This window comes from Arcobacter sp. CECT 8989, assembly GCF_004116715.1.
GTDB lineage: Bacteria > Campylobacterota > Campylobacteria > Campylobacterales > Arcobacteraceae > Halarcobacter.
On sequence record NZ_PDKE01000001.1, the window covers coordinates 352,179 to 377,541 of the forward strand.

Annotated in this window: 27 protein-coding genes; 7 read left to right on the plus strand and 20 right to left on the minus strand. The window is 28.9% G+C overall.

Translation table 11 applies throughout. The annotated features are described in order from the left end of the window. Window positions 1–58: 58 nt before the first annotated feature. The 4 genes from CRV02_RS01630 to CRV02_RS01645 form a co-directional block, all read right to left on the minus strand. Complete coding sequence (locus CRV02_RS01630; RefSeq protein ID WP_129088883.1) at window positions 59–3,259, minus strand: NAD-glutamate dehydrogenase domain-containing protein; 3,201 nt, start codon at window positions 3,257–3,259, stop codon at window positions 59–61. Between the two features lie 72 nt (window positions 3,260–3,331). Next, on the minus strand, window positions 3,332–3,802 hold the full coding sequence (ybaK, locus tag CRV02_RS01635) for a Cys-tRNA(Pro) deacylase (RefSeq protein WP_129088884.1): 471 nt from the start codon (window positions 3,800–3,802) through the stop codon (window positions 3,332–3,334). Between the two features lie 19 nt (window positions 3,803–3,821). Further along, on the minus strand, window positions 3,822–6,167 hold the full coding sequence (locus CRV02_RS01640) for a diguanylate cyclase (RefSeq protein WP_129088885.1): 2,346 nt from the start codon (window positions 6,165–6,167) through the stop codon (window positions 3,822–3,824). 103 nt (window positions 6,168–6,270) lie between these two features. Further along, entirely contained in the window at window positions 6,271–7,347 is a 1,077-nt protein-coding gene (locus CRV02_RS01645; RefSeq protein WP_129088886.1) for a DNA alkylation repair protein, read from the minus strand. A 92-nt stretch (window positions 7,348–7,439) separates the two neighbouring features. On the opposite strand from CRV02_RS01645, the gene CRV02_RS01650 reads away from it, so the two are divergent. Next, window positions 7,440–8,189 (plus strand): TIGR00266 family protein, encoded by a 750-nt coding sequence (locus CRV02_RS01650; protein WP_129088887.1) that lies wholly within the window; start codon window positions 7,440–7,442, stop codon window positions 8,187–8,189. A gap of 17 nt (window positions 8,190–8,206) precedes the next feature. Here the strand turns inward: CRV02_RS01650 and CRV02_RS01655 are convergent, their stop codons facing one another. The 8 genes from CRV02_RS01655 to CRV02_RS01690 form a co-directional block, all read right to left on the minus strand. Then, window positions 8,207–9,514, minus strand: coding sequence for a 2-isopropylmalate synthase (locus CRV02_RS01655; protein WP_129088888.1), 1,308 nt, complete (start codon window positions 9,512–9,514; stop codon window positions 8,207–8,209). A 72-nt stretch (window positions 9,515–9,586) separates the two neighbouring features. Then, window positions 9,587–10,363: a helix-turn-helix transcriptional regulator gene (locus tag CRV02_RS01660; protein WP_129088889.1), complete on the minus strand. Its 777-nt coding sequence runs from the start codon at window positions 10,361–10,363 to the stop codon at window positions 9,587–9,589. Between the two features lie 37 nt (window positions 10,364–10,400). Next, on the minus strand, window positions 10,401–11,321 hold the full coding sequence (locus CRV02_RS01665; RefSeq protein WP_129088890.1) for a manganese-dependent inorganic pyrophosphatase: 921 nt from the start codon (window positions 11,319–11,321) through the stop codon (window positions 10,401–10,403). A gap of 60 nt (window positions 11,322–11,381) precedes the next feature. Further along, window positions 11,382–11,876, minus strand: a complete 495-nt coding sequence (locus CRV02_RS01670) for an asparaginase domain-containing protein (protein ID WP_129083873.1) — start codon at window positions 11,874–11,876, stop codon at window positions 11,382–11,384. Between the two features lie 11 nt (window positions 11,877–11,887). After that, complete coding sequence (gene aspA / locus CRV02_RS01675) at window positions 11,888–13,294, minus strand: aspartate ammonia-lyase (protein WP_129088891.1); 1,407 nt, start codon at window positions 13,292–13,294, stop codon at window positions 11,888–11,890. A gap of 74 nt (window positions 13,295–13,368) precedes the next feature. Then, complete coding sequence (locus CRV02_RS01680; protein WP_129083875.1) at window positions 13,369–14,052, minus strand: response regulator transcription factor; 684 nt, start codon at window positions 14,050–14,052, stop codon at window positions 13,369–13,371. Window positions 14,053–14,055: 3 nt separating this feature from the next. Next, window positions 14,056–15,180 (minus strand): sensor histidine kinase, encoded by a 1,125-nt coding sequence (locus tag CRV02_RS01685; RefSeq protein WP_129083876.1) that lies wholly within the window; start codon window positions 15,178–15,180, stop codon window positions 14,056–14,058. Window positions 15,181–15,227: 47 nt separating this feature from the next. Then, complete coding sequence (locus tag CRV02_RS01690; RefSeq protein WP_129088892.1) at window positions 15,228–16,670, minus strand: sodium:alanine symporter family protein; 1,443 nt, start codon at window positions 16,668–16,670, stop codon at window positions 15,228–15,230. Window positions 16,671–16,823: 153 nt separating this feature from the next. Here CRV02_RS01690 and CRV02_RS15005 point away from each other — a divergent pair, with 153 nt between their 5' ends. Further along, window positions 16,824–16,946 carry a hypothetical protein gene (locus CRV02_RS15005; RefSeq protein ID WP_258239203.1) on the plus strand — a complete coding sequence of 41 codons (123 nt, stop codon included), beginning with the start codon at window positions 16,824–16,826 and terminating at the stop codon, window positions 16,944–16,946. Between the two features lie 14 nt (window positions 16,947–16,960). On the opposite strand, the gene CRV02_RS01695 is transcribed toward CRV02_RS15005, so the two are convergent. Genes CRV02_RS01695 through CRV02_RS01705 form a run of 3 tightly spaced genes read right to left on the minus strand, consistent with a single transcriptional unit; the run spans window position 16,961 to window position 18,699 of the window. Then, on the minus strand, window positions 16,961–17,281 hold the full coding sequence (locus CRV02_RS01695; RefSeq protein ID WP_129088893.1) for an antibiotic biosynthesis monooxygenase: 321 nt from the start codon (window positions 17,279–17,281) through the stop codon (window positions 16,961–16,963). 3 nt (window positions 17,282–17,284) lie between these two features. Further along, the gene (locus tag CRV02_RS01700; protein ID WP_129088894.1) at window positions 17,285–17,488 is read right to left on the minus strand and encodes a 4-oxalocrotonate tautomerase family protein; all 204 of its coding nucleotides are present in this window, start codon (window positions 17,486–17,488) and stop codon (window positions 17,285–17,287) included. Between the two features lie 20 nt (window positions 17,489–17,508). After that, window positions 17,509–18,699, minus strand: coding sequence for a YbfB/YjiJ family MFS transporter (locus tag CRV02_RS01705; RefSeq protein ID WP_129088895.1), 1,191 nt, complete (start codon window positions 18,697–18,699; stop codon window positions 17,509–17,511). A 98-nt stretch (window positions 18,700–18,797) separates the two neighbouring features. Between CRV02_RS01705 and CRV02_RS01710 the strand changes: the two genes are divergently transcribed. Then, on the plus strand, window positions 18,798–19,625 hold the full coding sequence (locus CRV02_RS01710; RefSeq protein ID WP_129088896.1) for a LysR family transcriptional regulator: 828 nt from the start codon (window positions 18,798–18,800) through the stop codon (window positions 19,623–19,625). A 13-nt stretch (window positions 19,626–19,638) separates the two neighbouring features. Here CRV02_RS01710 and CRV02_RS01715 read toward each other — a convergent pair whose 3' ends face one another. Next, window positions 19,639–20,502 carry an MBL fold metallo-hydrolase gene (locus CRV02_RS01715; RefSeq protein ID WP_129088897.1) on the minus strand — a complete coding sequence of 288 codons (864 nt, stop codon included), beginning with the start codon at window positions 20,500–20,502 and terminating at the stop codon, window positions 19,639–19,641. 112 nt (window positions 20,503–20,614) lie between these two features. Here CRV02_RS01715 and CRV02_RS01720 point away from each other — a divergent pair, with 112 nt between their 5' ends. Beyond that, complete coding sequence (locus CRV02_RS01720) at window positions 20,615–21,103, plus strand: MarR family winged helix-turn-helix transcriptional regulator (protein ID WP_258239000.1); 489 nt, start codon at window positions 20,615–20,617, stop codon at window positions 21,101–21,103. Between the two features lie 7 nt (window positions 21,104–21,110). Here CRV02_RS01720 and CRV02_RS01725 read toward each other — a convergent pair whose 3' ends face one another. The 4 genes from CRV02_RS01725 to CRV02_RS01740 are packed head-to-tail and all read right to left on the minus strand — an operon-like array spanning window position 21,111 to window position 24,069. Further along, on the minus strand, window positions 21,111–22,238 hold the full coding sequence (locus CRV02_RS01725) for an MFS transporter (RefSeq protein WP_258239204.1): 1,128 nt from the start codon (window positions 22,236–22,238) through the stop codon (window positions 21,111–21,113). Window positions 22,239–22,280: 42 nt separating this feature from the next. Then, window positions 22,281–22,994: an LrgB family protein gene (locus CRV02_RS01730; protein ID WP_129088899.1), complete on the minus strand. Its 714-nt coding sequence runs from the start codon at window positions 22,992–22,994 to the stop codon at window positions 22,281–22,283. Then, window positions 22,991–23,341: a CidA/LrgA family protein gene (locus CRV02_RS01735; protein ID WP_129083884.1), complete on the minus strand. Its 351-nt coding sequence runs from the start codon at window positions 23,339–23,341 to the stop codon at window positions 22,991–22,993. Before CRV02_RS01735 ends, CRV02_RS01730 begins: the two co-directional genes overlap by 4 nt. 11 nt (window positions 23,342–23,352) lie before the next feature. Then, complete coding sequence (locus tag CRV02_RS01740) at window positions 23,353–24,069, minus strand: sulfite exporter TauE/SafE family protein (RefSeq protein WP_129088900.1); 717 nt, start codon at window positions 24,067–24,069, stop codon at window positions 23,353–23,355. Between the two features lie 75 nt (window positions 24,070–24,144). On the opposite strand from CRV02_RS01740, the gene CRV02_RS01745 reads away from it, so the two are divergent. The 3 genes from CRV02_RS01745 to CRV02_RS01755 all read left to right on the plus strand — a co-directional run bounded on the left by CRV02_RS01745 (window position 24,145) and on the right by CRV02_RS01755 (window position 25,358). Then, window positions 24,145–24,396, plus strand: a complete 252-nt coding sequence (locus tag CRV02_RS01745; protein WP_129088978.1) for a hypothetical protein — start codon at window positions 24,145–24,147, stop codon at window positions 24,394–24,396. Beyond that, window positions 24,386–24,616, plus strand: coding sequence for a hypothetical protein (locus CRV02_RS01750; protein ID WP_128983897.1), 231 nt, complete (start codon window positions 24,386–24,388; stop codon window positions 24,614–24,616). The genes CRV02_RS01745 and CRV02_RS01750 overlap by 11 nt, the downstream gene beginning before the upstream one ends. Window positions 24,617–24,704: 88 nt before the next feature. Beyond that, entirely contained in the window at window positions 24,705–25,358 is a 654-nt protein-coding gene (locus tag CRV02_RS01755) for a peroxiredoxin-like family protein (RefSeq protein WP_129088901.1), read from the plus strand. Window positions 25,359–25,363 lie beyond the last annotated feature (5 nt).

Here is a 25,363-nt window from a genome sequence, read left to right on the forward strand (position 1 = left end):
TCAAGTTAACTTAAAACTATAGTCATAAGTTAAACTTATAATATAAATTAAGTTATATTTATAATAATGATACCATCATTTGGTTAACAGTCACTGCTATTTCTTTAATATCTTTGTTCTCTTTTGTCATAAATGTGTCAAGATTATCTCTTACTTTATAAAAGATATCTTTTTCATTATTTATATAGTTTGAGAAGGCAACTTCTGGCTCTTCATTTACTCTTTGGAACTCTAATATTTTCTTTGTATAATCAACTACAATAAAATCAATAAACTGTAAAACTTGATTTCTAAGAACCATATCGTTTCTAGTTGTTATCTTAACTTTATTTAATGCAATAATAATATGTAAAATATTGAACTCATGTACTAATAGATAAAATAGTGTAACAACATCTTTAAATGAATGACTAGTTGAAGATTTAATAGTAATTGCAGGAATTGCAAATCTTAAATAATCAATCACAGTAAAGAACTGATTAAATACAATATCACCTTCAATAAAGTTTTCTGGTTTTTGTTGATGAACTTGTTCTAGTAAAGAGAATAACTCTTCTTTATGATCTAAAATATAAGTTGCATCAAGTTGATTTTTTTTAAGATATTTAACCATCCACTTTGTACTTGCGTATAGAGTATATTCTAATTTACCTATTAATTTATATTGACACTCTACATCCATAATATAGTCTTGAGAGTATATTTTTTCTCTAATATCCCTTGCTCCAAATAGCTGTTTTGCTATTAAGTATGACTTAATTTTTAATAAAAATCTTTCATGCCCTAATTTTAAATAATCACTAACAAAAGTACATCCTTGTGAATTTAAAATCACATCTGCCATTTTAGTAGCAATTATTTCTCTTTTTAAAGGGTGAGCTAACACTTCATATTCATATGCACTCACAAAAGATTTAGGGAAGTATCTATATAGATATTTTAAAGCAAACTGCTCATCTACAAGAGATGATTCTAGTAATATTTTCTTAACAAAGATTTTTGAATATGAAAATAATGAACAAATAACAGGTCTTACAATAGAACCATCAATATCTACTACTTCATGTATATTTTCACTCTTTGGAATAAAAAAAGACCTTCTATCAAAGGCTTCTACATTTTGCTCTAATACTTCAATAACTTTTAAAAAGTCATTTTGATATCTTCTTGAGAATCTCTCATCAATAGAGATTGCTAAAGCTTGATTATATGTACTTTGTAATACTAAGTTTACAACTTGCTCAGTCATAGAATTTAATGTACTTTGTGTCTCTTCTTTACAGATATTGTCTGTTACACTAATTGTATTTAGAAGAATTTTTAAGTTTACTTCATGGTCTGAAGTATCAACTCCTCCTGCGTTATCAATACCATCAATATTTATTTTTCCTCCAGCTAAGGCATACTCTATTCTAGCTTTTTGAGTAAACCCTAAATTTCCACCTTCTGAGACAACTTTAGCTCTAATTTCAGATGCATCAACCCTTACCGCTTCATTTTGTTTATCACCAATATCAATAGAGTTTTCATCACTTGCTTTAACATATGTTCCAACTCCACCATTAAATAGTAAATCTACTTCCATTGTAAGTAGCATTCTACAAAGTTCCTCGCCACTTACTATTTTTTTATTAGTTCCCACTAGCTTTTTAATCTCAGGACTTAACTCTATTTCTTTATCATGTCGATTAAAGATTCCACCACCTGAAGAGATTAGTTTAGTGTTATAGTTTTTCCAACCTCCACTTTTAGACTCAAATAGTCTTTTTCTCTCTTTATATGCAACTGCCATATCAGGATTAGGGTCAATAAATATATCTTTATGAGAAATTGCTGCTAGAAGTTTGAATTTATCGGATTCTATTAAACCATTTCCAAAAACATCTCCACTCATAGAACCAATACCTACAACAGATACCTCATCTTTGTAAATATCAATTCCTTTTTCAATGAAAAATCTTTTTGTTGACATAATAGCCCCACGAGCTGTAATACCTAAATCTTTATGTCCATATCCATTACTCCCACCACTAGCAAAAGCATCGCCTAACCAATATCCTCTTTTTATAGCTATTTCATTTGCTACATCACTCATTGCTGCTGTTCCTTTATCTGCAGCAACTACAAAGTATGGGTCTTCCCCATCGTAATTTATAATTTCAGGATTAGTAACAACTTTCCCATCAACCATATTATCTACTAAATCAAGATTTGAGTTAATATACATTGAATATATTTCTTTAAAATACTCTTTTGTAACTTCACTTGCATCTTTGTTTATTACAAATCCACCTTTAGAACCATCAGGAATAATAATAGAGTTTTTACCCTCTTGAGTAATCATTAAAGATTTTACCTCTTGTCTATAGTCTTCATGTCTATCAGACCACCTTAAACCACCCCTTGAAATCTTACTCATTCTTAAATGAACTCCATAGAAGTCAGGATGATAAACAAAGTTTTCAAAGTTTGGTTGTAAACCTTTTAAGTTTTCACCAAACTTCTTTCCATCTATTTTAAAAGAGATTGTCTCTTTATTTAAATAGAAGTTTGTTCTTAAAAGTGATTGTAAAAAAGAGAATGTAAGCTTTAGAATTCTGTCATCAGTAATTTGAGGAATTTGCTTAATATCCTCTGTTATAATCTCTTCTAGCTTAACTAGTTTATCTTCTCTTTTTGTAACCTTTGGGTCAAACTTTGTACAAAAATAGCTTACAAAGTGATCTGTGATTTTATGATGAGTAATTAACGTATGTAATACTGTTGCTGAGTTTATAGTTAAAACTGCTTGATCTACATATTCGATAAATGCTCGTACTAACATTATATTTCGTAGGTTAAAGTTTTCATTGTAAACCAGTGAAAAAACCTTTGAATGGACCATTGAACTATCTTTTAAGCAAGTAGTTATTATAGTTTCTAAATTATCCTTAGCATTTTTTATTTTTTTCTCTTCAGTTTTATCTTTTATTTTTAAATTAAAACGAGAAACAAAAACCATATCTTTACTATTTTGAATATTATAAGTAACCTCATCAATAATAACAAAACCTATATCATGTAAAATAGGTGTTATCTCTGATAAGAATATTTGCTTTTTAGAATATATCTTAATACTACTTGAACCCTTTACATCTTCTATTTGGGTTACAACGGCAGTTTTCATAACTTTTTCAAAAAGTTCATTTGAAATTTCTAAATCATTTGGTGTTAAAAGTTGAGAGCATATTGCATTCATATCTGAGGAAGTAGTAGCCATAAAATATCCTTTTTTTTGTTATTATCTATAATACTACTCTTTAAAAATTAAGATTTTGTTAAAAAAGTATAACTATTTAATACAGATATCCATAATTTTAAGTTTTAGTAACTTTTCAATATCTTTTACTTTTACTTCTATATCAATACCTCTTTTTCCTCCACTTACATATATTTTTTCGAAGTTTAATGCACTTTCATCTAATACTGTTCTTAATCTCTTTTTTTGTCCAAAAGGAGAAATACCACCAAGTAAATATCCAGTTACTTTTTGAGCTTCATCTTTATTTGCCATAATTGCATTTTTTGATCCCAATGCTTTAGCTATACTTTTTAAAGACATTTTAGAACTAACTGGAATAATACCAATAGCTAACTCTTTTGGATTTAGCTCCACAACAAGAGTTTTAAATACTTGATTTGCGTCTAAGCTTAGTTTTTCTACAACTTCTAAACCATAGTTTTCGCATAAAGGATCATGGTCATATTTATGTATAGTAAATTCACATTTATTTTTTTTAAGAAAATTAATTGCAGGAGTCATATAGTCTCTTTTTGATGAACTATATCAAAAATACGCTTTTATTTCTACCCTGATTTTTGGCTTCATATAAAGCCTTATCTGCTCTGTTTAAAATAGTCTCTTCTGTATCTGCATGCTTAAAGGTAGTGACTCCTAGACTTGCAGTTTTTTTACCAATATAAGGGAAAATTTCTTTTTCTATTGTCTTTCTTATATATTCCGCTTTAACTTGAATACCTTTTTCATCAGTATGAGGACAAATAATTAAAAACTCTTCTCCTCCCCACCTTCCTAAAATATCCATTCTTCTTAAACCTCTTCCTAAAATTTTAGCAAACCCTATTAGTACACTATCTCCAATTTGATGACCATATTCATCATTTACTTCTTTAAAATGGTCAATATCAACTAAAATAAGAGAAAACTTGTATCCTGTTCTAGTACTTCTGTAAATCTCTTTTTCTAACTCAGTATCTAATTTTTGTCTATTATAGATATTTGTTAGCTTATCAGTGATATAAAGTTTTTCTAGCTTTTCATTTTTTTCTTCTAAAAGTTTTTCAGTAAATTTTAACTCATACAATAGTTTTTCTGTCTGCTCTTTTTGTAGTCTTAACTTTCTATTCCAATAAATAAAAATAGCAATAATAGTTATGAAAAAGAATACACTATACCAAACTAAGCTATAATCTTTTCTACTTTCATATGAAATAGCTACATATTTATTATAAATATAGTCTTTAGTTTTTGGTGTTATTTGAGATAATAAACTTGAAAAAATCTTACTTAACTCAGGTTCATCATTTCTAAATCCCATACTTAAGACTAATTTTTCATCAAATTTTGCAGCTATTTTTAATTGTCCTAAATAAGACTCTTGAAACTTATATGCCGCTATTGGTAAAGCCCCAACAAAACCAAACAACTCTTCATTTATAACCTTTAATAAACCATCATCAACACTTTTTACACTAACAAAATCTAAAAAAGGATATTTTCTTTTTAAAGTCTTCTCAAAACTATAATCTTTTACAATCCCTATTTTTCTTCCTTCTAGATTACTAATATTATCAATAAAAGGAATATCAGGTTTTGTTGCCAATACTAAAGGTGTTGAAATAACAGGAGCAGAAAAGTTTAAATACTCTTCTCTATCTTTGGTTTTCATTCCTAAAGATAAGATATCACATCTTCTTGTTATTAGATAATCCAAAGTTTGAGTCCAGCTTTCTGTTTTAACTAAAGTAATAGGAAAACCAAGCTCTTTTCTAAATATATCAAAGTACTCGCTACTTAAACCTATATGCCTTCCTTTTTTATCAATCTCTTCAAAAGGCATCCAATTTGGGTCGATACATAAAGTTAACTCTTTTTTCTTTTCTAGATATTTTTTTTGAGCCTTTGTAAGTATTGGATTATTTGTTACTGGTTCTAAAACAAACTCTTTTAACTTATTTTTTCTTGAGTGTTTTTTTACAATCCCCATTTGAATATAAGTATCCGCAATTCTTATTACTCTATTTAAATTTATACTGCCAAGAGGATACACAGATTCTAATACAAGATTTTCTATTTGGTTTGCTTCAAAAAGAAGTTCTTCTTTTGTCTTATTTTGAGAATTATATTTTTTTAAAATAATATCAACAAGCTCTTCTTTATTTTCTAAAGCATATTTCCAACCTTTTATAGTAGCTTGTTTAAAAGCTTTTACTATATTTGGATATTTTAAATATTGAGCTTTTGAAGTAAATAAATTGTTTGTATAAAACTCTGCACCATAATTTTCTGGATTTATAATATTATATTTGGCACCTGCTTTATTTAGTTTATATACTTGGTTAGTAAGAAAAATTGAAGTTACATCAACTTTTTTATCTATAAAATCATTTATACTAAAAGTTTGAGGAACATCTATAAAATCATCTTTTGAAATACCAAACTGCTTTAACATTAGATGAAAGGCTGTATTTTTTAAAGCATCACTTCCACCCATGAACCTTTTTCCACGAATATCACTTGGAAGCCTAATTCCTTCTTGACTAACTAAAACTAAAGGTGAATGCTTTAAAAAGTTTGCAATAAATACTAAATCATCACCATTTAAATACCTCTCAATAATACTAGAGTAAGAGATAGCAAAATTAATTTTTCCAGCTAATACATCATCAATAACAGAATCTTTTCTAAGGTAATTCATCTCTTTTATAATTACATCAAGACCTATATTATCATAATAGCCTTTCTCTTTTGCAGCATAATACCCTGCATATTCAAACTGATGCAACCATGAAAGTTGAAGGGTAATTTGTGTTTTTTTAGCCAGTAAATAAGTATGTGGGAATAAAAGAATAAGAAAGAAAAAAAAGGTTTTGAATAAATTTTTCATTATATTACCTTTCTATTACAACTTATACTAACTTATAGTAAATAAAACTATTATTAGAAAATGAAAGTAGTTACATTTAAATTACATTATTTTACTTAAATGCTTACTTTAAGACAAAATTATGTTCTAATAATATCAAAGAATTAACTAAAATAGAAATTTTATGTTTTCCTTTATAGTGTTTCCTTGTAGTCATGTTTTTAAAACTCTGTTTTTTAAAAAAGCTCTTTTTCAATGTTTTTATTTCATTTTGGTTTATTATAAATACCTTATTAGAATACAAACCATTTGCTTTCAAATAAGAGATACAGTACTCTACTCTTAGTTTACCTAAAGGCTCATTTTCACTTATTAAGTCAAAAGAAAAAAGCAACTCTTCTCCTAAAAGAAGACTATCTTTACAAATAAAATTATTGATTTTTACATGTTTACTTTTTTCATAACCAAATAAAACAAGTATCTCTTTATTTGCTTTTTTAAGTAAGGTTCTAGCTGCATGTTTACAAATCCAATCTAACTCTTTTGTTTTTCCAAGATTTGATTTTATAAACTCTATTACAAGTTTTGGATTATCCTTTGAGATATCATTTAGATTGTTTGCAACACTTTTTTGTACATACTTTGATTTATCATTTTTTAGAAGTTCAATTATCTCTAATACTTTTTTAGGGTCCTTTTTAAACTTTGGTAAAGCAACTGCCCAAGGAAGCCTTGGTCTACACCCTTCACTTGCAAGTCTTCTTAAATGTTCATTTTCAGATTTCGTCCAAAGTTTTAATTGAGCCATTGTTTTATCTTCTTCTTTTAAAATAAATTGCCTAATTGCAAACTCAGAAGAAGATTCAATGGTAAAAACTTCTAAGGCTTTTATAGAGTTCTCATAATCATCTAAACCATAAACCTCTACAAAATCTTGAAAAAACATCGCTTCAAAAGAGTAAAAATATTTAGACACAAGCTTTAAAACCTCTAATTGCTTTTTATACTCTAGTTTTATATTGTTGTTTAAAACTATTGCTATATGTCTCATTCTTTGTTTTAATTCTAAACTTTGCCATGAGGAATCAAAGATTTCTTTGCAGAATTTTTCTTTATCAAAAGAAAAATAATACTCTTCTATTTTATTTGTTAAGTTTCCTATATACTCTTTTGTATAGACATTTTTTAGTTGTTCTGCCATCTTTTCACTTTTTTATTTTATTATATATAAATATTATATTGACCATAATATATATTGCAAAATGTAATTTAGCTTTAATAAAAAGGAAAAAGATGACTTCACATGAAATTGATTATGAAATATTAGGTGATTCTATGCAAGTTGTAGAGATAGAACTTGATAAAGATGAAACTGTAATTGCAGAAGCAGGAATAATGTCTTGGATGGATGCAAATATAAAGTTTGAAACTAAAGCAGGTGATGGAAGTAGCCTAAATGAAGGCTTCTTTGGAAAAGTATGGGGAATGGGGAAAAGACTTCTTACAAGAGAGTCTTTATTTATGACTCACTTTACAAATACTGTTGATAAAAAACAAAAAGTTGCTTTTGCTTCTCCTTTCCCTGGAAAAATCATGGCAGTTGATTTAAAACAAACTGGAAAACTAATTTGTCAAAAAGACTCTTTTTTATGTGCTGCTAGAGGAACAAAACTAGATTTAGAGTTTAATAAAAGACTTACTACTGGGTTCTTTGGTGGAGAAGGTTTTATTTTACAATCACTTAGTGGAGATGGTAAAGCTTTTATTCATGCAGGTGGAACAGTTGTAAAAAAAGAGCTAAATGGTGAAAAACTAATAGTTGATACTGGAAGTTTAGTTGCTTTTACAGAAGGTTTAGATTATAGAGTTGAAGTTAGCTCAGGTATCAAATCAATGTTATTTGGTGGAGAAGGAATTTTCTTAACTACTTTAGAAGGAAAAGGAACTGTATATTTACAATCACTTCCATTCTCTAGACTTGCTGATAGAATAATTGCACAAATACCACAAGGTGAAGGGCATTTTGATATAGCAGATAAATAATCCCCCAAAGGGATTATTTAAAAAGTATTTTTACTCTCTTTATAAAGGCTAATTATCTCTTCTTTATTTAGTTCTCTTTGTAAAGTATCACTTTGTTTTTTAACTATTTTTCCAAACTTGATTGAAGTTTCTTTACTTAGTTTTTCATTTAAAAACTCTTCTATAATAAAAGCAACTCCTCCTTTTCCTGATTGAGAATTTACTCTAATAATATTTTCAAAAGTTCTATTTATATCCCTTGGATCAATTGGTAAATATGGAACTGTCCAAAACTCACTTTTATTTGCACGATAAAAATCTATTCCTTTTTTCACGGCATCTTGATGTCCACCACTAAAAGCTGTAAAAATCATCTCTCCTACAAAAGGGTGCCTTTCATGCACTTTTAACTGTGTCATTTTTTCATACATCTTTTTAACTTCATCTATAAAAGTTAAATCAAGCTCTGGGTTTATACCTTGTGAATAGATATTAAAAGCAAAATTTACTAAATCTAAGTTCCCTGCTCTCTCACCATTTCCAAACAGAGTTCCTTCTACTTTTTGAGCTCCTGCTAAAACTGCTAACTCAGTAGAAGCGACAGAAGTTCCTCTATCATTGTGAGGATGAACACTTACGATTACTGCTTCTTTGTTTATTAAATTATTGCACATCCACTCTATTCTATCTGCATAAACATTTGCCGTACACGCTTCTAAAGTATTTGGAAGATTTATAATCATTTTATTTTCAACTGTTGGCTTTACTACTTTTATTACTTCATTACAAATTTCAAGTGCAAACTCTAATTCAGTTTGAGAGAAACTCTCAGGAGAATATTGATAAGTAATCTTTCCTTCAAACTCACTTGTAAGTTCGATTAAATATTTCATTGACTCAACTGCCATTAAAATAATCTCTTCTTTACTCTTTTTAAAAACTACTTCTCTTTGAAACTCATTTGTTGGGTTATATAAATGAAAAACTGCATTTTTAACTCCAACCATTGCTTCTACACTTCTTTTAATCCACTCTTTTTTTGCTGGAATTAAAATCTGAATAGCTACATCTAAAGGAACTAAATCCTCTTCAATAAGTTTTCGAACAAAATTAAAATCAGTATCAGAAGCACTTGGATATGCAACTTCTATGTTTTTAAATCCCATCTTTACTAAAGTTTGAAAGTATTCTAATTTTTGTTCTTCATTTAAAGGATTTACTAAAGCTTGATTTCCATCTCTTAAATCTACACTACAATATATTGGGGCTTTATCAATTTTTTTATTAGGCCATTGTCTTTCTAAGTTCTCTACACTTGGATATTGTTTATATTTTTTATATAACATCTTCACTCCACAAAATTCATTTTGCAAAGTATATAAAATAAAAAAATTTAAGTCTTGTACAAAATTAACATCCTAAGAGAAGATGCTTTTTTGAAACTCTTTTGGGCTTAGTTGAAAAACTCTTTTAAAACTTCTATTTAGATGGCTTTGATCAAAAAAACCACTTTGTAAAGCCACTTCTACAATACTTTTATTTGAAGACAATAACTCTTTTGCATAGTGAACTTTTTTATTAAGAATATAAGAATGAATAGGAAGTCCAAACTCTTTTTTAAAGACTCTTATTAAATGAATAGTTGATAGATTAAAGGTTTCAGCCATCTCTTCTAAGGTAAGTTCTTCTAAATAATTTTTATCTAAATACTCTTTGATTTTAAAAGCTAGCTTATCATTTTTTTCACATTTTTGAACTTCATTTTTATAAAAAGTATCAATACAAAACTCTAAAAAATGCTCTTCTTTAAAGATTAAAGAAGCTTTTTCATCAAGAAGTATTTCACATAAAGAGATAAACTTTTTATATACTTCTTCACTAAAAATATGCTCAAAATCTTTGTCATAAAAAATATCTAAAGCTTTTAAATACTCTTTATTTATATATAAAACATAACCATGCTCAGAGCTTTCATTTAAAGTAGCACTATGGGAAATATGGTCATTTATAACTATCAGTTCCTTAGGGTTTAAAAGTTTTTTGTCTTCATTAAAAATGATATTTAAAGAGCCTTTTTTTATTGCTGTGATCGTTAGTTCTTCATGCAAGTGCATTTTTTGACATTGGGTGATTTTTTCTATATATCTTAGTTCTAAAAAGTTTAGTTTTGAGGATTTGAAAATTTGTGTTTTCATTGAAGACAAGAAGAACTAAAAAGTTCTTCTTTTATAATTATGCGAATGCAGGTTCTAAGAAAGGAATAATTTGTTTTTTTCTTGAAAGACAACCGTCTAACCAAACTTTTCCATTTTCTAATTTTACATCAAATGCTTTTTCAAATACTGCTGTATCAGTTGAAGAAACAAGTACTTCTGAACCCTCTTTCATGATATCAGTTAAGATTAAACATGCAGTATGCAAGTTATTTTCTTCTCTTAATTTGTCTAAATCAGCTTGTAATTCATCTTTGATTGAATCAAAAATTGCTAAATCAATAACTTCTAATTGACCAATACCAACTGCATTTCCATGCATATCAAATGGTTTATAGTCTCTTAAAATTAAATCTCTAACAGGAACACCTTCAACTGCTGATTTTACTTTGAACATTTCCATACCTAAAGCACCAAAATCTTCAACTCCAGCAATTTGGGCAAGTTCTCTTACAACTTCAATATCAATTGGAGTACAAGTTGGTGATTTGAAAATAACGGTATCAGAAAGAATTGCACAAAGCATTACACCAGCGATATTTGCAGGAATTTCAACTTTGTGATAATCATACATCTCTTTTACAATTGTATTTGTACAACCAACAGGTCTAATCCAACATTCAAGTGGAGTTGAAGTTGTTAAGTCACCTAATTTGTGGTGGTCAACAATACCAACAATAGTTGCCTCATCAATATCAGCAGGAGCTTGTCCTCTATCAGAATAATCAGTGATGAAAATCTCTTCACCAGCAAATTCAGTTTTAAGCTCAGGTGCTTCAAAACCGAATCTGTCTAAAATAAATTGAGTCTCAGGAGAAACTGGTCCTTGTCTAGCAGGAGTTGCGTCTCTTCCAATTTTATTTAATAAATAAGCTAACGAAATCGCTGAACAAATAGAATCTGAATCAGGAGTCGTATGTCCACATGTATAAATTGCCATAAAAATATCCTATTTTAATTTTTGGCTGATTTTATCTAAAGTTTAGTAAAAAAACTATTATTATTCTTGAATTAAAAATTGTCCTAATTCTCTATTTTTTACTAATTTTGAACAATCTACTACAACTCCATGCATTGCAATATATGTTCCATTTTCAACATCTGCACTTAAAAAACCAAGTGCTTGAGAGAAGTTCATTGTAGCTTCAACCTCATCAATACTCATAGGAACCATAGCACCAGTAAATACTATTTTTTTATTGATTTTTCTTTGTTTTATTAATTCAGAAGTTAAGTGAACAGTATCTGTTCCATGAACAATAATCACTTTGTCATTTTCACTTGATTTAATAGCTTCACAAATTTTTTCTCTATCTGAATCTATCATATCAAGGCTATCTTTTGAAACTATATTTTTAATCTCAAACTCTACATTATGACAAGAAGCGATTATCTTATCTAAAGCAATATTATCCGAAGGGACTTCAAGTTGTCCCTTTATTGGATTATATCTTTTGTTAAATGTTCCACCTGTATTTATTACAGTTACTTTCATTTATTTTTCCTTTAAATATCGTCGTAGTTATTTACCATGTTTTTTGGATGCAGAAGCTCATCTAATTCTTCTTTTGTAAATAGCTCTTGCTCTAAGATAATATCATATACTCTTTTGTTTGTTGCAAGTGCTTCTTTTGCTAAAGCTGAACTTTTTTCATATCCTAAAATTGGGTTTAGGCAAGTTACAAGAGTAACTGAGTTTAAGATATTATTCATACAAACTTCTTCATTTGCAGTAATACCTTTCACACATTTTTCAGCTAAAGTATAAAAAGATCTTCTCATCATATTAATAGAAGTAAATAGTTTATATGCAACTAAAGGTTCAAATACATTTAACTGTAACTGTCCACCTTCACAAGCTAAAGCGATAGTTGTATCTGCTCCAATTACTTCATAAGCAACTTGATTTACAACTTCTGGAATTACAGGATTTACTTTTCCTGGCATAATAGAACTTCCTGGTTGCATTTTAGGTAAGTTTATTTCATTTAGCCCAGCTCTTGGTCCTGAACTTAAAAGTCTTAAGTCATTACATATTTTAGAGATTTTAATAGCAACTCTTTTTAAAATACCAGAGATATGAACAAAGTCACCAGTATCTTGTGTTGCTTCAATTAAGTTACTAGCACTTTCATAATCAATACCTGTTACATCTCTAAGATTATTGATTACTTTTTTTCTATATGCTTTTTTAGTATTAATTCCTGTACCAATAGCAGTTGCACCAAGGTTTACCTCTTTTAATAGAGTTTGACAATCTCTTAATCTAAAAATATCATCATCAATCATTACAGCATAAGTTTTAAACTCTTGACCTAAAGTCATAGGAACAGCATCTTGAAGTTGAGTTCTTCCCATCTTTAGTACGTCTTTAAACTCTACTGCTTTTTCATTGAATGAATCTCTTAAATATCTAAGAGAATCTTTTAACTTATAGATTAACTCATAAAGAGTGATTTTAATAGCTGTTGGATAAACATCATTTGTCGATTGAGACATATTCACATGATTGTTTGGATGAACAATATCATATGTACTTCTTGATTTTTTTAATATCTCTAAAGCTCTATTTGCAATTACTTCATTTGCATTCATATTTGTAGAAGTTCCTGCTCCACCTTGAATTGGGTCTACAATAAATTGGTCATGGAACTTACCATCAATTATCTCATTACAAGCTTGAATGATTGCATCCCTTTGCATATCATTTAAATCACCTAATTCATAGTTAGTTAAAGCACAAGCTTTTTTAACTTTTGCAAGGGATTTAATAAAAGTAGGAAATAGTGATAAACTTGTGTGTGTGATGTCAAAGTTTTCACTAGCTCTTAATGTTTGAATACCGTAGTAAGCATCCTTAGGAATCTTTTTTTCACCTAAAAAATCTGTTTCAATTCTGAAATTCTCTTCCATTATTTTTTGCCTTTTTCTGTTTTAAAGCACAATCATATAAAAACGAAGTAAGAAAAAAGTGTGCTTTTTAAAAATTAATCAAATTTTGCTAAAGTATACCCTTCTTGGGGAACATTTTTGATTACATTCACTGGTAACTTATGTCTTAAATCCTTGATAAATGACTTTAAAGCATGGCTTGTCATCTCTCTTTCAGCCCATAGCTCATCTTCAATTTGAATATAAGTTAATATCGAATCTTTTTTCTCATATAAAAGTTGTAAAAACTCTTTCTCTCTTTTTCTTAATATTATAGTCTCACCATTATAACTAATCTCACGCTTTTGTAAATCTAAATACATATCTTCACAAAGTTCAATTGGCTCTTGTGATTTACTTACATACTTCATTAAAGCTTCATTTAGCTTTTTTAGATTTAAAGGCTTTAAAATAAAGTGATTAATATTTAGATTTATTAAATCAAATAAATACTCTTCATTAGAGTAAGCTGTCAACATAAATATTACAGTTGAAGTATCCTCTTTCCTAACTCTTCTTACAAACTCTATTCCATTGCAGTTTTTCATTTGTATATCTGAAAGAATGATTTTTGGCTTATACTCTTGGTATATTTCATAGGCTTCTTCCCCATCTCTTGCTTCATAAACCTCATCAAAATAATACTTTAAAGTCTCTACTATAATCTGTCTAATTCCATCTTCATCTTCAACACATAAAATTGGAACACTTTTTAACTCTTCTAATAACTTTTCATCCATGCTTTATCCTGCTAATACTATTTTAAACACTGCGCCTTCTTTATCATTTGAGACACTTAATTCTCCACCCATATTTCTTTCAATAATAAGTTTTGAAATATATAATCCTAATCCAGTACCTTTTGAAGAATCTTTTGTACTAAAATATGGGTCGAAAATCAAATCAAAATGCTCATATTTTATTCCACCTGCATTATCTTTTAATTCTACTATACTTAAGATACCTTTTGTATCAATTGTTATTGTTATTTGTGGATTTTCAACTCTCTTTTCTACTAAGATATCCCTTGCATTCATTAAAAGATTTAAAATCACTTGTGAATACTCTGTTGGATAACCATTTATCTCTTTATCATTCTTAACATCCACAACCAATTTTATATTACTATCATCTAAAGATGCGTTTATTAGATTTATTGCTTTTTGGCAAGAATCTAAAATAGAAAACTGCTCTTTTTTCTTATCTGGTTTAAAGAAGTTTCTAAAGTCATCAATAGTATTTGACATAAACTCAATCATCTTATCACTTCTTTCAATTGAGTTTAGAATATGTTTATCTGTGACTTTTTTAAATCTAGTTGCAGTTTCAAGCTCCATTAACACACCAGAAAGTTCTGTTAAAGGCTGTCTCCATTGATGGGCAATCATACTTATCATAGAACCCATTCTTGCTAATTTTGATTGTTGTAAAATAGCTTTATCTTTTCGTTTACCCTCTTCAATTCCAATTGCTACTTTACTTGCAAGGTTTTTATTTAGGTTTTGAAGTTTCTTCTCTTCTGTTTCAACTTGCTGTTTATACTTCTTTACAACATCATTTATAATTGAAATCATAAGAAGTGAAAATAAAGCCATAAATATAATAATTGCAATAGTTAAAACCATCATAAAATCAGTAAACTTTTTTTGATAGATTTCATGCTCTTTAGTTTTTTCTTTTATTAATATATCTATAGTTTCTTTTTCTATTTTTGAAGAAGCGTAAAGTTTTTTATATTGTTGAATATTTAGCTCAAAGGTTTCATTTGTCACTTTTAAGTGGTATGAAGTAGCAAAAAAAGCGATAAATAAAATACTTAAAAAAGGAATGGTAACAGTAAAAAAAGGAATCCCTTCTTTATTAAACATCTTAACTCCATAAAACATAAAGAAGTAAGAAAATCTTACTTCTTTATTTATGCTTTTTGTTTTTTATCATTGATATTATCTACAATCTCTTTCCATGTATCTTTATCAATTTTAAACTCATGATAATCATTATATCTTAAAACAGGTTTTCTTCCCTCTTTTAATTGTCTATCATAACCTTTGATTAGTCTAAGAACTGGTTTATATAAAATTGCAATAACAACTAAGTTGATAACTGCTAATAATCCCATTGATAAATCAGCAAATGAGAAGATTGAACTTAAATCTTGGAATGAACCCCAAATAATAAGTGCTACACATAAAATTCTAAATCCATTAAATAGCATAGTGTTCCCTTTTGAGAAGAAGTTTAAACTATTTTCTGCAAGATAGTAGTTGTATAACATAGATGAAAGTCCAAATAAAAATAATGCAACAGTTACAAAATATCCACCAAATGGTCCAATATGTTCAATAAGTGCATTTTGAGTAAGAAGAACACCTTGTACACCTTCTTGTCCAGGAGAATAAACACCTGATAAAAGAATAATAAATGCTGTACAAGAACATAAAATAATAGTATCAATAAATACTGAGAATGACTGAACGATACCTTGTTGAACTGGGTGAGCTACATAAGCTACTGCTGCAACATTTGGAGCAGAACCAAGTCCAGCTTCATTTGAGAACATACCTCTTTTTGCACCTTGTAAAATAACAGCACCAATACCACCACCAATAGCAGAAGAAGGATTAAATGCTTGTTCTATAATCATTGTAATAAGTGCAGGGATTTTTTCTACATTAAGAGCAATAACAACTATTGCAATAAGTAAATATCCCATTGCCATTACAGGAACAATAACTTCTGAGAATCTAGTAATTCTTTTTACACCACCAAAAATAGCAATTGCAAAAACTAAAGTAACAATTCCACCTGTAATCCAAGTAGGAATATCAAATGATGCTTCAAAAGAAGTTGAGATAATAAAAGATTGAGTTGCATTAAATGCAAACCCGAAAGTAATCATTAGTAAAACTGAGATAATAACACCAAGCCATCTTTGACCTAAGGCTTTTGTTACATAATAAGCTGGTCCACCTCTGTATACACAAGAGTCTTCCCCATCTTTTTCTTTATATAGTTGAGCTAATGAACACTCAAAGAAACTTGTACTCATTCCAATAAGACCAATAATCCACATCCAGAATACTGCACCTGGTCCACCAAGTGTAATAGCAACAGCAACACCAGCAATATTACCACCACCAACACGTCCAGCAACACTTAACATTAAAGCTTGAAAAGAACTAATATGTCCTTCTTTATCGTGAACTGTATCTCTTAATACATTAAACATCTTAAAGAAATATCTAAATTGAACAAATCTTGATGTTATCGTAAAAAATATACCTAAAGCAGGAAGTAAATAGATTAGAATATTACCCCAAATTAGGTTATTTAAAAAGTCATTTATTTCAGCTAACATTTTTTCTCCTTTAAATGTGTGAAAATTGTAACATGCTAAAGAGGGGTAAAAGTGTGATTTATGTTATTAAAGTAAATTGTAACTTATATGTTTTTTTAATAATTACTATTTTAAAATACTCTAAACATAAGTAAAAAAGGATAAGGTATGGCAATGACTAATAGCGCATATGCTCAAAAAACATTTCTTGATGAGTTATATACTTTTTTAGATGAGATTTCAGAAAGAGTTATACAGTTTGTATACAAAAACCATAAATACCTAGGATATTTTTAAAATCCTAGATAAGTTTACATATTAAAATCACTACTTTCCATAGTATAACTTCTCTGTATTTTTGCAATAGAAGTTTTATAATCTTTAAATATTGATTCTCTACCTTGTTTTTGTGCAGACATGTGATCTATATTTTTTTTCCAGTTTAATAATGACTTTTCATCTTCCCAAAAAGATAAAGATAAAAGCTTTCCTTCATTTACTAAAGACTGGAATCTCTCAATTGAAATAAAACCTGGCATCTTAACTAACTGCTCTTTTAAATGAGTTGCTATATTTAAATATTGTTCTTTTTTTCCATCAGCTATTTCAACTTCAAATATTACTGAATACATTAATTATCCTTTTCTAATATTTGTAATTGTTTTTCCACCAATTGCATAATTATCAGTAGATACTTCTTCAATAGTTACAACACAAGTTTTCTCACCTCTACCAAAAACATCAACAAAAGCTTGAGTAAGTTTTTGAGCTAATTGTTCTTTTTGTTCTTTTGTTGCTCCACCATCTTCATGTGTCATTTTTACGTTTATTATTGGCATAAATTTTTTCCTTTACTTTTTTATATTCTACTTTGTTCTTGCGTTGCAAACTTCTTTGCTACAAATAAAAGCACAACTCCTGCTAACACAATTGCCGCTGTTACATAAAGTGCATTTGAATAGTTTCCATAAATCTCAATTAACTTTACACTATAAAGTGGGGCACCAACTTGCCCTATTCCATAAGCTGTTGTTAAAGCTCCCATCAAAATAACAGGATTACTTCCAGCTAGTTTTCCACCTAAGTTCATAAAAAGTGCTACAAGTCCTACAAATGTTCCACCATATAAAACCCCAGAAAAAAGGTTTAAATAAACATTTGTTGTAAGAGCTGAAATAAGTATTCCAACCACTTGTAAAAGCATAGCTATTATAATAATATTCACACTTCCAAACTTATTCGCTAATGTCATCCAAATAATACAAGATGGAATACCAGCAAGACCAACTAAAGTCCAAGTAAAACTTCCATAACCATCTAAGCCTTCAAGTGAATTAATAATATCAGGTAAAAATGTTCCTTGAACAACAAAACCTACACCTTCTGTAAAGTATGCAATAATAAGTAAAATCACAAAAGGTGAAAATAAAGACTTATCAAACTTGTGTTTCACTACGTTTTGTTTTAACTCTTTATCAAAAGATAAAATATACATAGAATACATCGAAGCTATAAAACCAAAGATAGTTAAAACTATCCAAGCATCTCTCCAACTTCCTTCATAAGCAAACACAGCTCTTACAATTAAATCCGTTACAAAAACAGAAAAACCAATACCACTAAAGTGGATTCCCATAGCTTTTGTTTTATTATCCATTTTTAGTTTTGTCATAACAATTGCCGAACCAACAACAAGTGCCATAGCTGCACCAAAACCAGCAACTATCCTTGAAATAGCCCATAAGGTTTCATTTGAACTTATACCTAATACTAAAGTAGTAGCTAGACATAAAAATATTCCAAATCTAAAAAACTTTACTTTTGTATTGATATCTTTAATAAAGATTGCAAAAATAGAACCACCCAAATAACCAACAAAGTTAATTGAAGCTAATACTCCTGCAAAAGTAATCGTTAGAAAATCATCTAACATAGGAGGAAGAAGTGAAGTAAATACAAATCTTGCAACTCCAACTCCTACTATTAAAGCAAGTATTCCTGCTAAGATAATTGCTGGATTACTATTTCTATCCAGTAAATTAATATTCATAAGTTTCTTTTCCCTTTTTAAAAACTTTTGTGTATAATATCACTAAAAATGATGATGTGTCAAATATCAAATCGTGATTAATGATATAAGGAAAAGTGATGGACTCAAATTTATTAAAGGTATTTGTAGCAGTTGCCCAAGAACAAAGTATTACTTTAGCTGCAAAAAAACTAGGCTTTGCTCAATCAAATATTACATCAAGAATAAAACAACTTGAAAAATCAGTTGGCTACTCACTATTTCATCGTGTTCCAAAAGGTGTAGTTCTAACTTATGAGGGAGAAAAGCTTTATAAACACGCAGTTGAAATAGTAAAAAAAGTAGAGAATGCAGTTTTAGATATGCAAAACATGCAGTATCAAAAAAAGCTTGTAGTTGGTTCAACAGACTGTAATGCAGCAGTTAGAATCTCTTCTTTTTTAATGAAACTTCATAAAGACTATCCAAAAATTCAACTTGAACTTCTAACTGGAACAACAAGAGATGTGATACAAATGATATTAAACTATAAAGTTGATATCGCTTTTATAAGTGGGGAACCAAACCACGAAGAGCTTATGGTTTTACAAAAACTTGAAGAAGAAATAGCCATCTTAGAACCACAAGATGAAGCTTGTCCAAATGTGATTTTATCCTTTAAAGAAGGTTGTGCTTATGATGAGTTTTTAAAAAACTACTATATTCAAAAAGGTGAAGATATAGAAAAATCACTTGCATTTGGTAGTTTAGAGACAATCTTAGCTTGTGTAAAATCAGGTATGGGAAAAACTTTACTTCCAACAAACTTAGTTGATAAACTAGGCTTTAGCAAAGATTTAAAAATCACAAAATTAGATAAAAAGACAGCTTATATTCCTACTTGTCTTATTTGTAGAAAAGACAATGTCCCTAAAATTGCTGAGTACTTAAAAACTCTTGAGTATTAAGAAGAAAGTGGTTTTACCACTTTACTTCTCCTTTTACTACTTGCGCCCCTAGCTTTAAAGAAAAACTATCTTTATCTAACTTTGGATAAATAGTTTGCATTATAGAGATTAGCTCTTTTGAGTTTTTTGCTTTTGATACAGCTTTTTCGTAAGTCTCAAGATACTTTATAGAAAACTCAATAGTACTTATATCATTTTTACTTCCTTCTTTTGAGTGGGCAGGAATAACAGTTTTTATCTCAAGTTTCTTCATATCTTTTAAAACTTTTAACCACTGTTCTCTTTCTTTTTTAGTAGAAGTATCTGCCATCCATAAATGCTCTTTATCAGTAATATTAATACCTCCAAAGATAGCTTTTATACTTGGTACATAAACATAAGATCTTGTTGAGTTAAAATTCATAATTTTTAATTTTTTATCTTCTAACTCTATAAAATCTTTTTCTAAAATAGAAGGTATCAACACATATGAAGGAGCATTGTTTTCTAGCTTTGGACCCCAATAGTTTAACTTATCTTGATAAGTCTTTTTTATATGTGCAACAGTTTGTTTAGTAGCATATATCTTAGCTTTTGGAAATGCTTTTGTGATAACTTCTAAACCAAAGTAATAATCAGGGTCACCATGACTTACATAGATTTTTTTTAGTTCTCTTTTACTTTTCAAAACTTGTGCTACAACTTTATGTGCATCTGCTTTTGTAAAATGAGCATCTATTAATACAGCCTCTTTTTTCCCTAAAACTAAAACAGAAGCAAGATTAAATCCATCTTCCCCTGCTCTATGAACTTTATATGTTAGTTCATTTTCCTTTGCTATTAAACTATTTGATATAAATAAAAGCATAGAAAAAACTACAAGTAGTCCTCTTTTCATTTGTTTCCTTTTTCTTTTTTTTGAATAATATCATTTTAAAACTTAATTTATTTTACTAGTAAAATACTTTTAAAATACTTGTATTTAACTAGAGTTTGTATATAATCACCCTATGAAAATAAAAGATTTAGAAAAAGACATTCAAAGAAATAAAGAAAAGTCACCAGAAACATATAATGAAATATCAAATGTAACTATTCCTTTTTATATGTTTTACAACAAAATGTTTGGTGGTGTAACAAAACTAGAAGAAGATAAATATCAAATAACTCATAGTGAACTAGATGTATTATCATGTTTAAGAATGAGTGAAAATGATGAACATATTCTTTCACCTACAAAACTATATGAAAGACTTCTTTTTACTGGTGGAGCAATAACAAAGGTTCTAAAAAAGTTAGAAAAGAAAAACTATATTATTAGACTTGAAAATGAGTTTGATAAAAGAAGTAAATTAGTACAACTAACCTCTTTAGGAAAAGAGACTCACGACAAGGTTATGAAAGATGTTCTAAACTTTGAAGAAGAGTGTTTTTCTGAACTAAACAAAGAAGAGTTAGAGCTTTTTAGAAGCTTACTTTTAAAGCTTCTAAAAAAATAAGCTCTCTTTATCTTTGTTTTAAAGTAGTTTCCAAACCTTGGTCGGGATGCCTTGGTATCAAAAACGATAAAGAAAAAGACAATAAAGCAATACTTGCACCAATAATAAATACTAAAGAAGTAGAATAAAGCCAAACTAATCCTAAAAGAGCAGGTAAAAATACTGCTGCAATATGATTTATAGTAAATGACACAGCACTTGCACTTGCGATATCTTTTGGGTCAGCAATTTTTTGAAAATATGTTTTAAGGGCAATTGCCATAGAAAACAGAATATGATCAATTACAAAAAGAAAATATGCCACATAAAGATTTTCAACAAAAGCATAAGAAACAAATACTAGCATAAGTCCAATATACTCAAACCTTAGAGTATTTCTCTCACCAAATTTAACAATAAATTTTCCTATCTTTGGAGCAAAATACATATTTAAAACAGAGTTTATAAATAGAAGTGCAACCATATTATGAACATCTACCCCAAACTTTTCTACAAGTAAAAATCCTGCAAATACAATAAAGATTTGTCTTCTAGCTCCCGCAAAGAAAGTTAGAACATAAAAAAGCCAATACTCTTTTTTAAGTGTGATTTTCTTTTCTTGAACAACATCATCTTTAAAATGTTCAAATGCCATCCAAGAGATTATCCCAACAACTAAAGTCACCCCTCCAAAAAAGGCATAAACATATTTATACTCTACAGAATAAAACTTCATCATCACATAAATAAGTACAAAAACTACAAGTGAAGTAAAAGATTTAGCCGCAGTTATCTTTCCTAAAATAATAGGTGCTTTCTCTTTACTTAGCCATTGCAAGGCTAATGACTGATTTAATGTTTCAAGATAATGAAAACCTATAGACATAATTACTGTTGTAATATAAAGCCCTAGTGCAGAAGGATAAAATCCTGTTAATAAAACCCCAACACCAAGCATCAGCATAGAGATATATGCAAGTCTTTGTTGAGCTACAAATATTATCACTAATACAACTGTAAAAGCTAAAAATCCAGGTATCTCTCTTAAACTTTGTAAAATCCCTATCTGGCTTCCATCAAATGAAGCTGCTTCAATAACAAAGTTATTAAGCAGACTCATCCATGCAGAAAAAGAGAAAACCATAGATATAGACATAATGTATAGCAAAGCTACACGTGACTTAAATATCTTTTCCATCTATTTAAAAAGTTGTACAACTAAAGGAAGAAAAACTGCTGTTAGTATTCCTGTTAGTCCCATAGCTAAAGCTCCAAAAGCTGCTGCTTTTTCAGAGATTTCAATAGCTCTTGCAGTTCCTATACCATGAGAAACTACTCCAAGGGCAAAACCTTTTGAAGTATCATGTTTGATTTTTAAAAGTTTAAAAATAGCTGTTCCTAAAAGTGCCCCAATAATTCCAGTAATAATCACAAAACCAACTGCTAAAGAAGGTATTGCACCAATTTGCTCAGATGTAATAATCGCAATTGGAGCGGTGATTGATTTTGTAGTCATTGATAACATCGTTGGAAGTTGTGCATCTAAAGCCCACAATAAAGCAATTGCAATTGCAATAGTAAATGTCCCTGCTACAACAAGTGTAATAAATATCGGGAAAAATAGCGACTTAATATGCTTTAAGTTCTTATATAAAGGAAGTGCTAATGCAACCGTTGCAGGGCCTAAAAAGAAGTGAATAATCTCAACTCCTTTAAAATACTCTTCATAAGAAACTCCAGTAGTAATAAGTGCTGTCATAATAATCAAATATGCAATAATGATTGGCTGTAAAAGCGTGTGTTTATCAAACTTCTCATAAACAATAATTCCAATTTTGAATGAACCTAAAGTTAATAACAACCATACAAGAGGAGTGTTTGTAACGTACTGTATAAGTGCATCTATATTCATTTTTTATTCTCCTGTCTGATTGTTAAGTAATCCATTAATTTAGCACAAAAACCTAAGGCAATAATTGTTCCTACAAATAGTGAAACTGTAATAGCCCAAAACTCTTTTGAGATAATATCAACTTGCGTAATAATTCCCATCGCAGCGGGGATAAATAACATAGGTAAATATCTTAAATGAATTGAAACTGCATTGTCAAGGCTTGGAAAACTAGCCTTTCTAATGATTAAGAAAATAAGTAATAAAACCATACCAATAACTGGTCCAGGTACTAATAAATCAAAAAGTTTAGCAATACATTCACCTATAAATTGAAAAAATAATAGTGTAATAATTCCTTTTAACATGTGTCCTCTTTTTACATAAATACAAAAATAACAAGCTTGATAGCCATAAGTGATAAGATAATTTTTAATGCTAGCATAAATTTTTTACCATCAATTTTATCTCTTAGTTTTGTTCCTGCATAACTTCCAGCAACTGCTCCTATAATCATGGCAACCAAGATACCAATATAATCAAAAAATATAAACCCGAAAATCATAAAAGCAAAAACTTTAAGCAAGTGAGTAATACTCATCAAGGCAGCAGCAGTAGCTACAACTGTGTGTTTATCATTGTAATCTTTAACTAAAAGTGTTGTTGCAAGTGGTCCAGTAGCACCAACAACAATAGAAAAACCACTTTGAATAAAACCAATTAAATAATAACTTTCAAATTTTTTGATTTTGTCATTAAACTTTTGACTCCATAGAGAAAGCAAAATATAAATTCCTATAAAAAGAGGAATATATGTTAATGAAACAAAATACAAAATAACAGCAAAAAAAGATACACCAGCAAGTGAGCCAATCAAAAACTTAGGTATAACTTCTACTTTTACATCTTTATATCCAAAAACTGCACGACTTAAGTTACTACTTAATTGTGTCAAACCATGAACAGGAACTAAAGCATTGATGGGTAAAAAAGAAGGAAGAATAGCGATTAAAATCATTCCTCCACCAAGACCAACAACTCCTGCAATAGTAGATGTAAAAAAGGTAATAATTCCCAGCAAAATCTCTTGTGACATCTCTAATATCTTTATAAATAATTTTTAGTAAAATACCACACTCAAACTTAAAATAAAAGGTAAAATAATTTGGAAATGGATATATATCAGTTTATAGGTTTTGTAGGAATGCTCTTTGTTGTCGTGGCATATTTTTTACTACAAACTAATAAATATACTATAAGTTCTCTACCTTATCAGGTTTTAAACCTAGTTGGTGCAATATTGTTATTCATATCATTATGTGTGCATTTTAACTTAGGTTCATTTATTATTGAAGTATTTTGGATACTAATCACGCTTTATGGTATGGCTAAAAACTTAAAAAGGAAAAAAAGTGAAGCTTAGTATTTTTGTAGCACTTCTTTGTACATCACTATTTGCAAACAATTACTACAACCAAGAAAAAGGTAAAATCGATATGCATGGCGGAAAAGGTGATAAACTACTTGGAAACTCATCACACTTTTCAAATCAAAAAAGTCTTAACTCTTTACAAGACTTAACAATAAAAAAACCTAAAGAACCTTCTAAACCAAAACAACCAACTATCAAAATAGAAAAATAATTTTTTTAAAAGTTCTTGACAAGATTGAAAAATCTTGTTAATATTTCAACAGACCAACTGGTCGGTTTTATTTTAAAAGGAAAAAATCATGTTTAGATTATTAGATGAAATCAAAAAATACCAAGAAGCTTTTAAAGAGAAAGTTCCAGAAGATATTCAAAAAGTTATGTTAGATGCAACGGAAGAGTTAAAAAGATTAAGTCTTTCAAAAGATGCACTAAAAGTAAGTGACAAAGCAATCAACTTTGAATTACCAAATGCAGTTAATAAACCTGTTTCACTAAAAGAAGCTTTAGAGAACAATGAGTTTGTAGTAATAAACTTCTACAGAGGTCAATGGTGTCCTTATTGTAATTTAGAACTAAAAGCTTTACAAACTATCAATGATGAACTTGCAAAATTAAATGCAAAAATCATAGCTATTTCTCCACAAACTCCTGACTCATCTCTTTCAACAAAAGAGAAAAATGAGTTAGCATTTGAGGTTTTAAGTGATAATGAAAACAAAGTTGCAAAAGAGTATGGACTAGTATTTTCTCTTGCTGAGGAACTAAGACCTATCTATAAAAGTTTTGGAATAGATATTGAAAGTTCAAATAAAGAAGATTCATACGAACTACCAATGCCTGCAACATATATAATAAATAAAAACCAAGAAATAATCTACAGTTTCATAGATGAAGATTATACTAAACGAAGCGAACCTCAAACAATATTGGATATAATACAGAAAAATTCATAAGAGGT

What these genes read in the sequence shown, in the direction of transcription:
- CRV02_RS01725 (WP_258239204.1), bottom strand. Translation starts at nt 22,238, where the DNA reads ATGTCTATATCTATGGTTTTCTCTTTTTCTGCATGGATGAGTCTGCTT.
- CRV02_RS01665 (WP_129088890.1), bottom strand. Translation starts at nt 11,321, where the DNA reads ATGGCAATTTATACATGTGGACATACGACTCCTGATTCAGATTCTATT.
- aspA (WP_129088891.1), bottom strand. Translation starts at nt 13,294, where the DNA reads ATGGAAGAGAATTTCAGAATTGAAACAGATTTTTTAGGTGAAAAAAAG.
- CRV02_RS01755 (WP_129088901.1), top strand. Translation starts at nt 24,705, where the DNA reads ATGTTTAGATTATTAGATGAAATCAAAAAATACCAAGAAGCTTTTAAA.
- CRV02_RS01640 (WP_129088885.1), bottom strand. Translation starts at nt 6,167, where the DNA reads ATGAAAAATTTATTCAAAACCTTTTTTTTCTTTCTTATTCTTTTATTC.
- CRV02_RS01650 (WP_129088887.1), top strand. Translation starts at nt 7,440, where the DNA reads ATGACTTCACATGAAATTGATTATGAAATATTAGGTGATTCTATGCAA.
- CRV02_RS01685 (WP_129083876.1), bottom strand. Translation starts at nt 15,180, where the DNA reads ATGTTTAATAAAGAAGGGATTCCTTTTTTTACTGTTACCATTCCTTTT.
- CRV02_RS01715 (WP_129088897.1), bottom strand. Translation starts at nt 20,502, where the DNA reads ATGAAAAGAGGACTACTTGTAGTTTTTTCTATGCTTTTATTTATATCA.
- CRV02_RS01720 (WP_258239000.1), top strand. Translation starts at nt 20,615, where the DNA reads ATGAAAATAAAAGATTTAGAAAAAGACATTCAAAGAAATAAAGAAAAG.
- CRV02_RS01730 (WP_129088899.1), bottom strand. Translation starts at nt 22,994, where the DNA reads ATGAATATAGATGCACTTATACAGTACGTTACAAACACTCCTCTTGTA.
- CRV02_RS01670 (WP_129083873.1), bottom strand. Translation starts at nt 11,876, where the DNA reads ATGAAAGTAACTGTAATAAATACAGGTGGAACATTTAACAAAAGATAT.
- CRV02_RS01705 (WP_129088895.1), bottom strand. Translation starts at nt 18,699, where the DNA reads ATGAATATTAATTTACTGGATAGAAATAGTAATCCAGCAATTATCTTA.
- CRV02_RS01735 (WP_129083884.1), bottom strand. Translation starts at nt 23,341, where the DNA reads ATGTTAAAAGGAATTATTACACTATTATTTTTTCAATTTATAGGTGAA.
- CRV02_RS01655 (WP_129088888.1), bottom strand. Translation starts at nt 9,514, where the DNA reads ATGTTATATAAAAAATATAAACAATATCCAAGTGTAGAGAACTTAGAA.
- CRV02_RS01745 (WP_129088978.1), top strand. Translation starts at nt 24,145, where the DNA reads ATGGATATATATCAGTTTATAGGTTTTGTAGGAATGCTCTTTGTTGTC.
- ybaK (WP_129088884.1), bottom strand. Translation starts at nt 3,802, where the DNA reads ATGACTCCTGCAATTAATTTTCTTAAAAAAAATAAATGTGAATTTACT.
- CRV02_RS01710 (WP_129088896.1), top strand. Translation starts at nt 18,798, where the DNA reads ATGGACTCAAATTTATTAAAGGTATTTGTAGCAGTTGCCCAAGAACAA.
- CRV02_RS15005 (WP_258239203.1), top strand. Translation starts at nt 16,824, where the DNA reads ATGACTAATAGCGCATATGCTCAAAAAACATTTCTTGATGAGTTATAT.
- CRV02_RS01695 (WP_129088893.1), bottom strand. Translation starts at nt 17,281, where the DNA reads ATGTATTCAGTAATATTTGAAGTTGAAATAGCTGATGGAAAAAAAGAA.
- CRV02_RS01680 (WP_129083875.1), bottom strand. Translation starts at nt 14,052, where the DNA reads ATGGATGAAAAGTTATTAGAAGAGTTAAAAAGTGTTCCAATTTTATGT.
- CRV02_RS01660 (WP_129088889.1), bottom strand. Translation starts at nt 10,363, where the DNA reads ATGAAAACACAAATTTTCAAATCCTCAAAACTAAACTTTTTAGAACTA.
- CRV02_RS01700 (WP_129088894.1), bottom strand. Translation starts at nt 17,488, where the DNA reads ATGCCAATAATAAACGTAAAAATGACACATGAAGATGGTGGAGCAACA.
- CRV02_RS01645 (WP_129088886.1), bottom strand. Translation starts at nt 7,347, where the DNA reads ATGGCAGAACAACTAAAAAATGTCTATACAAAAGAGTATATAGGAAAC.
- CRV02_RS01630 (WP_129088883.1), bottom strand. Translation starts at nt 3,259, where the DNA reads ATGGCTACTACTTCCTCAGATATGAATGCAATATGCTCTCAACTTTTA.
- CRV02_RS01740 (WP_129088900.1), bottom strand. Translation starts at nt 24,069, where the DNA reads ATGTCACAAGAGATTTTGCTGGGAATTATTACCTTTTTTACATCTACT.
- CRV02_RS01690 (WP_129088892.1), bottom strand. Translation starts at nt 16,670, where the DNA reads ATGTTAGCTGAAATAAATGACTTTTTAAATAACCTAATTTGGGGTAAT.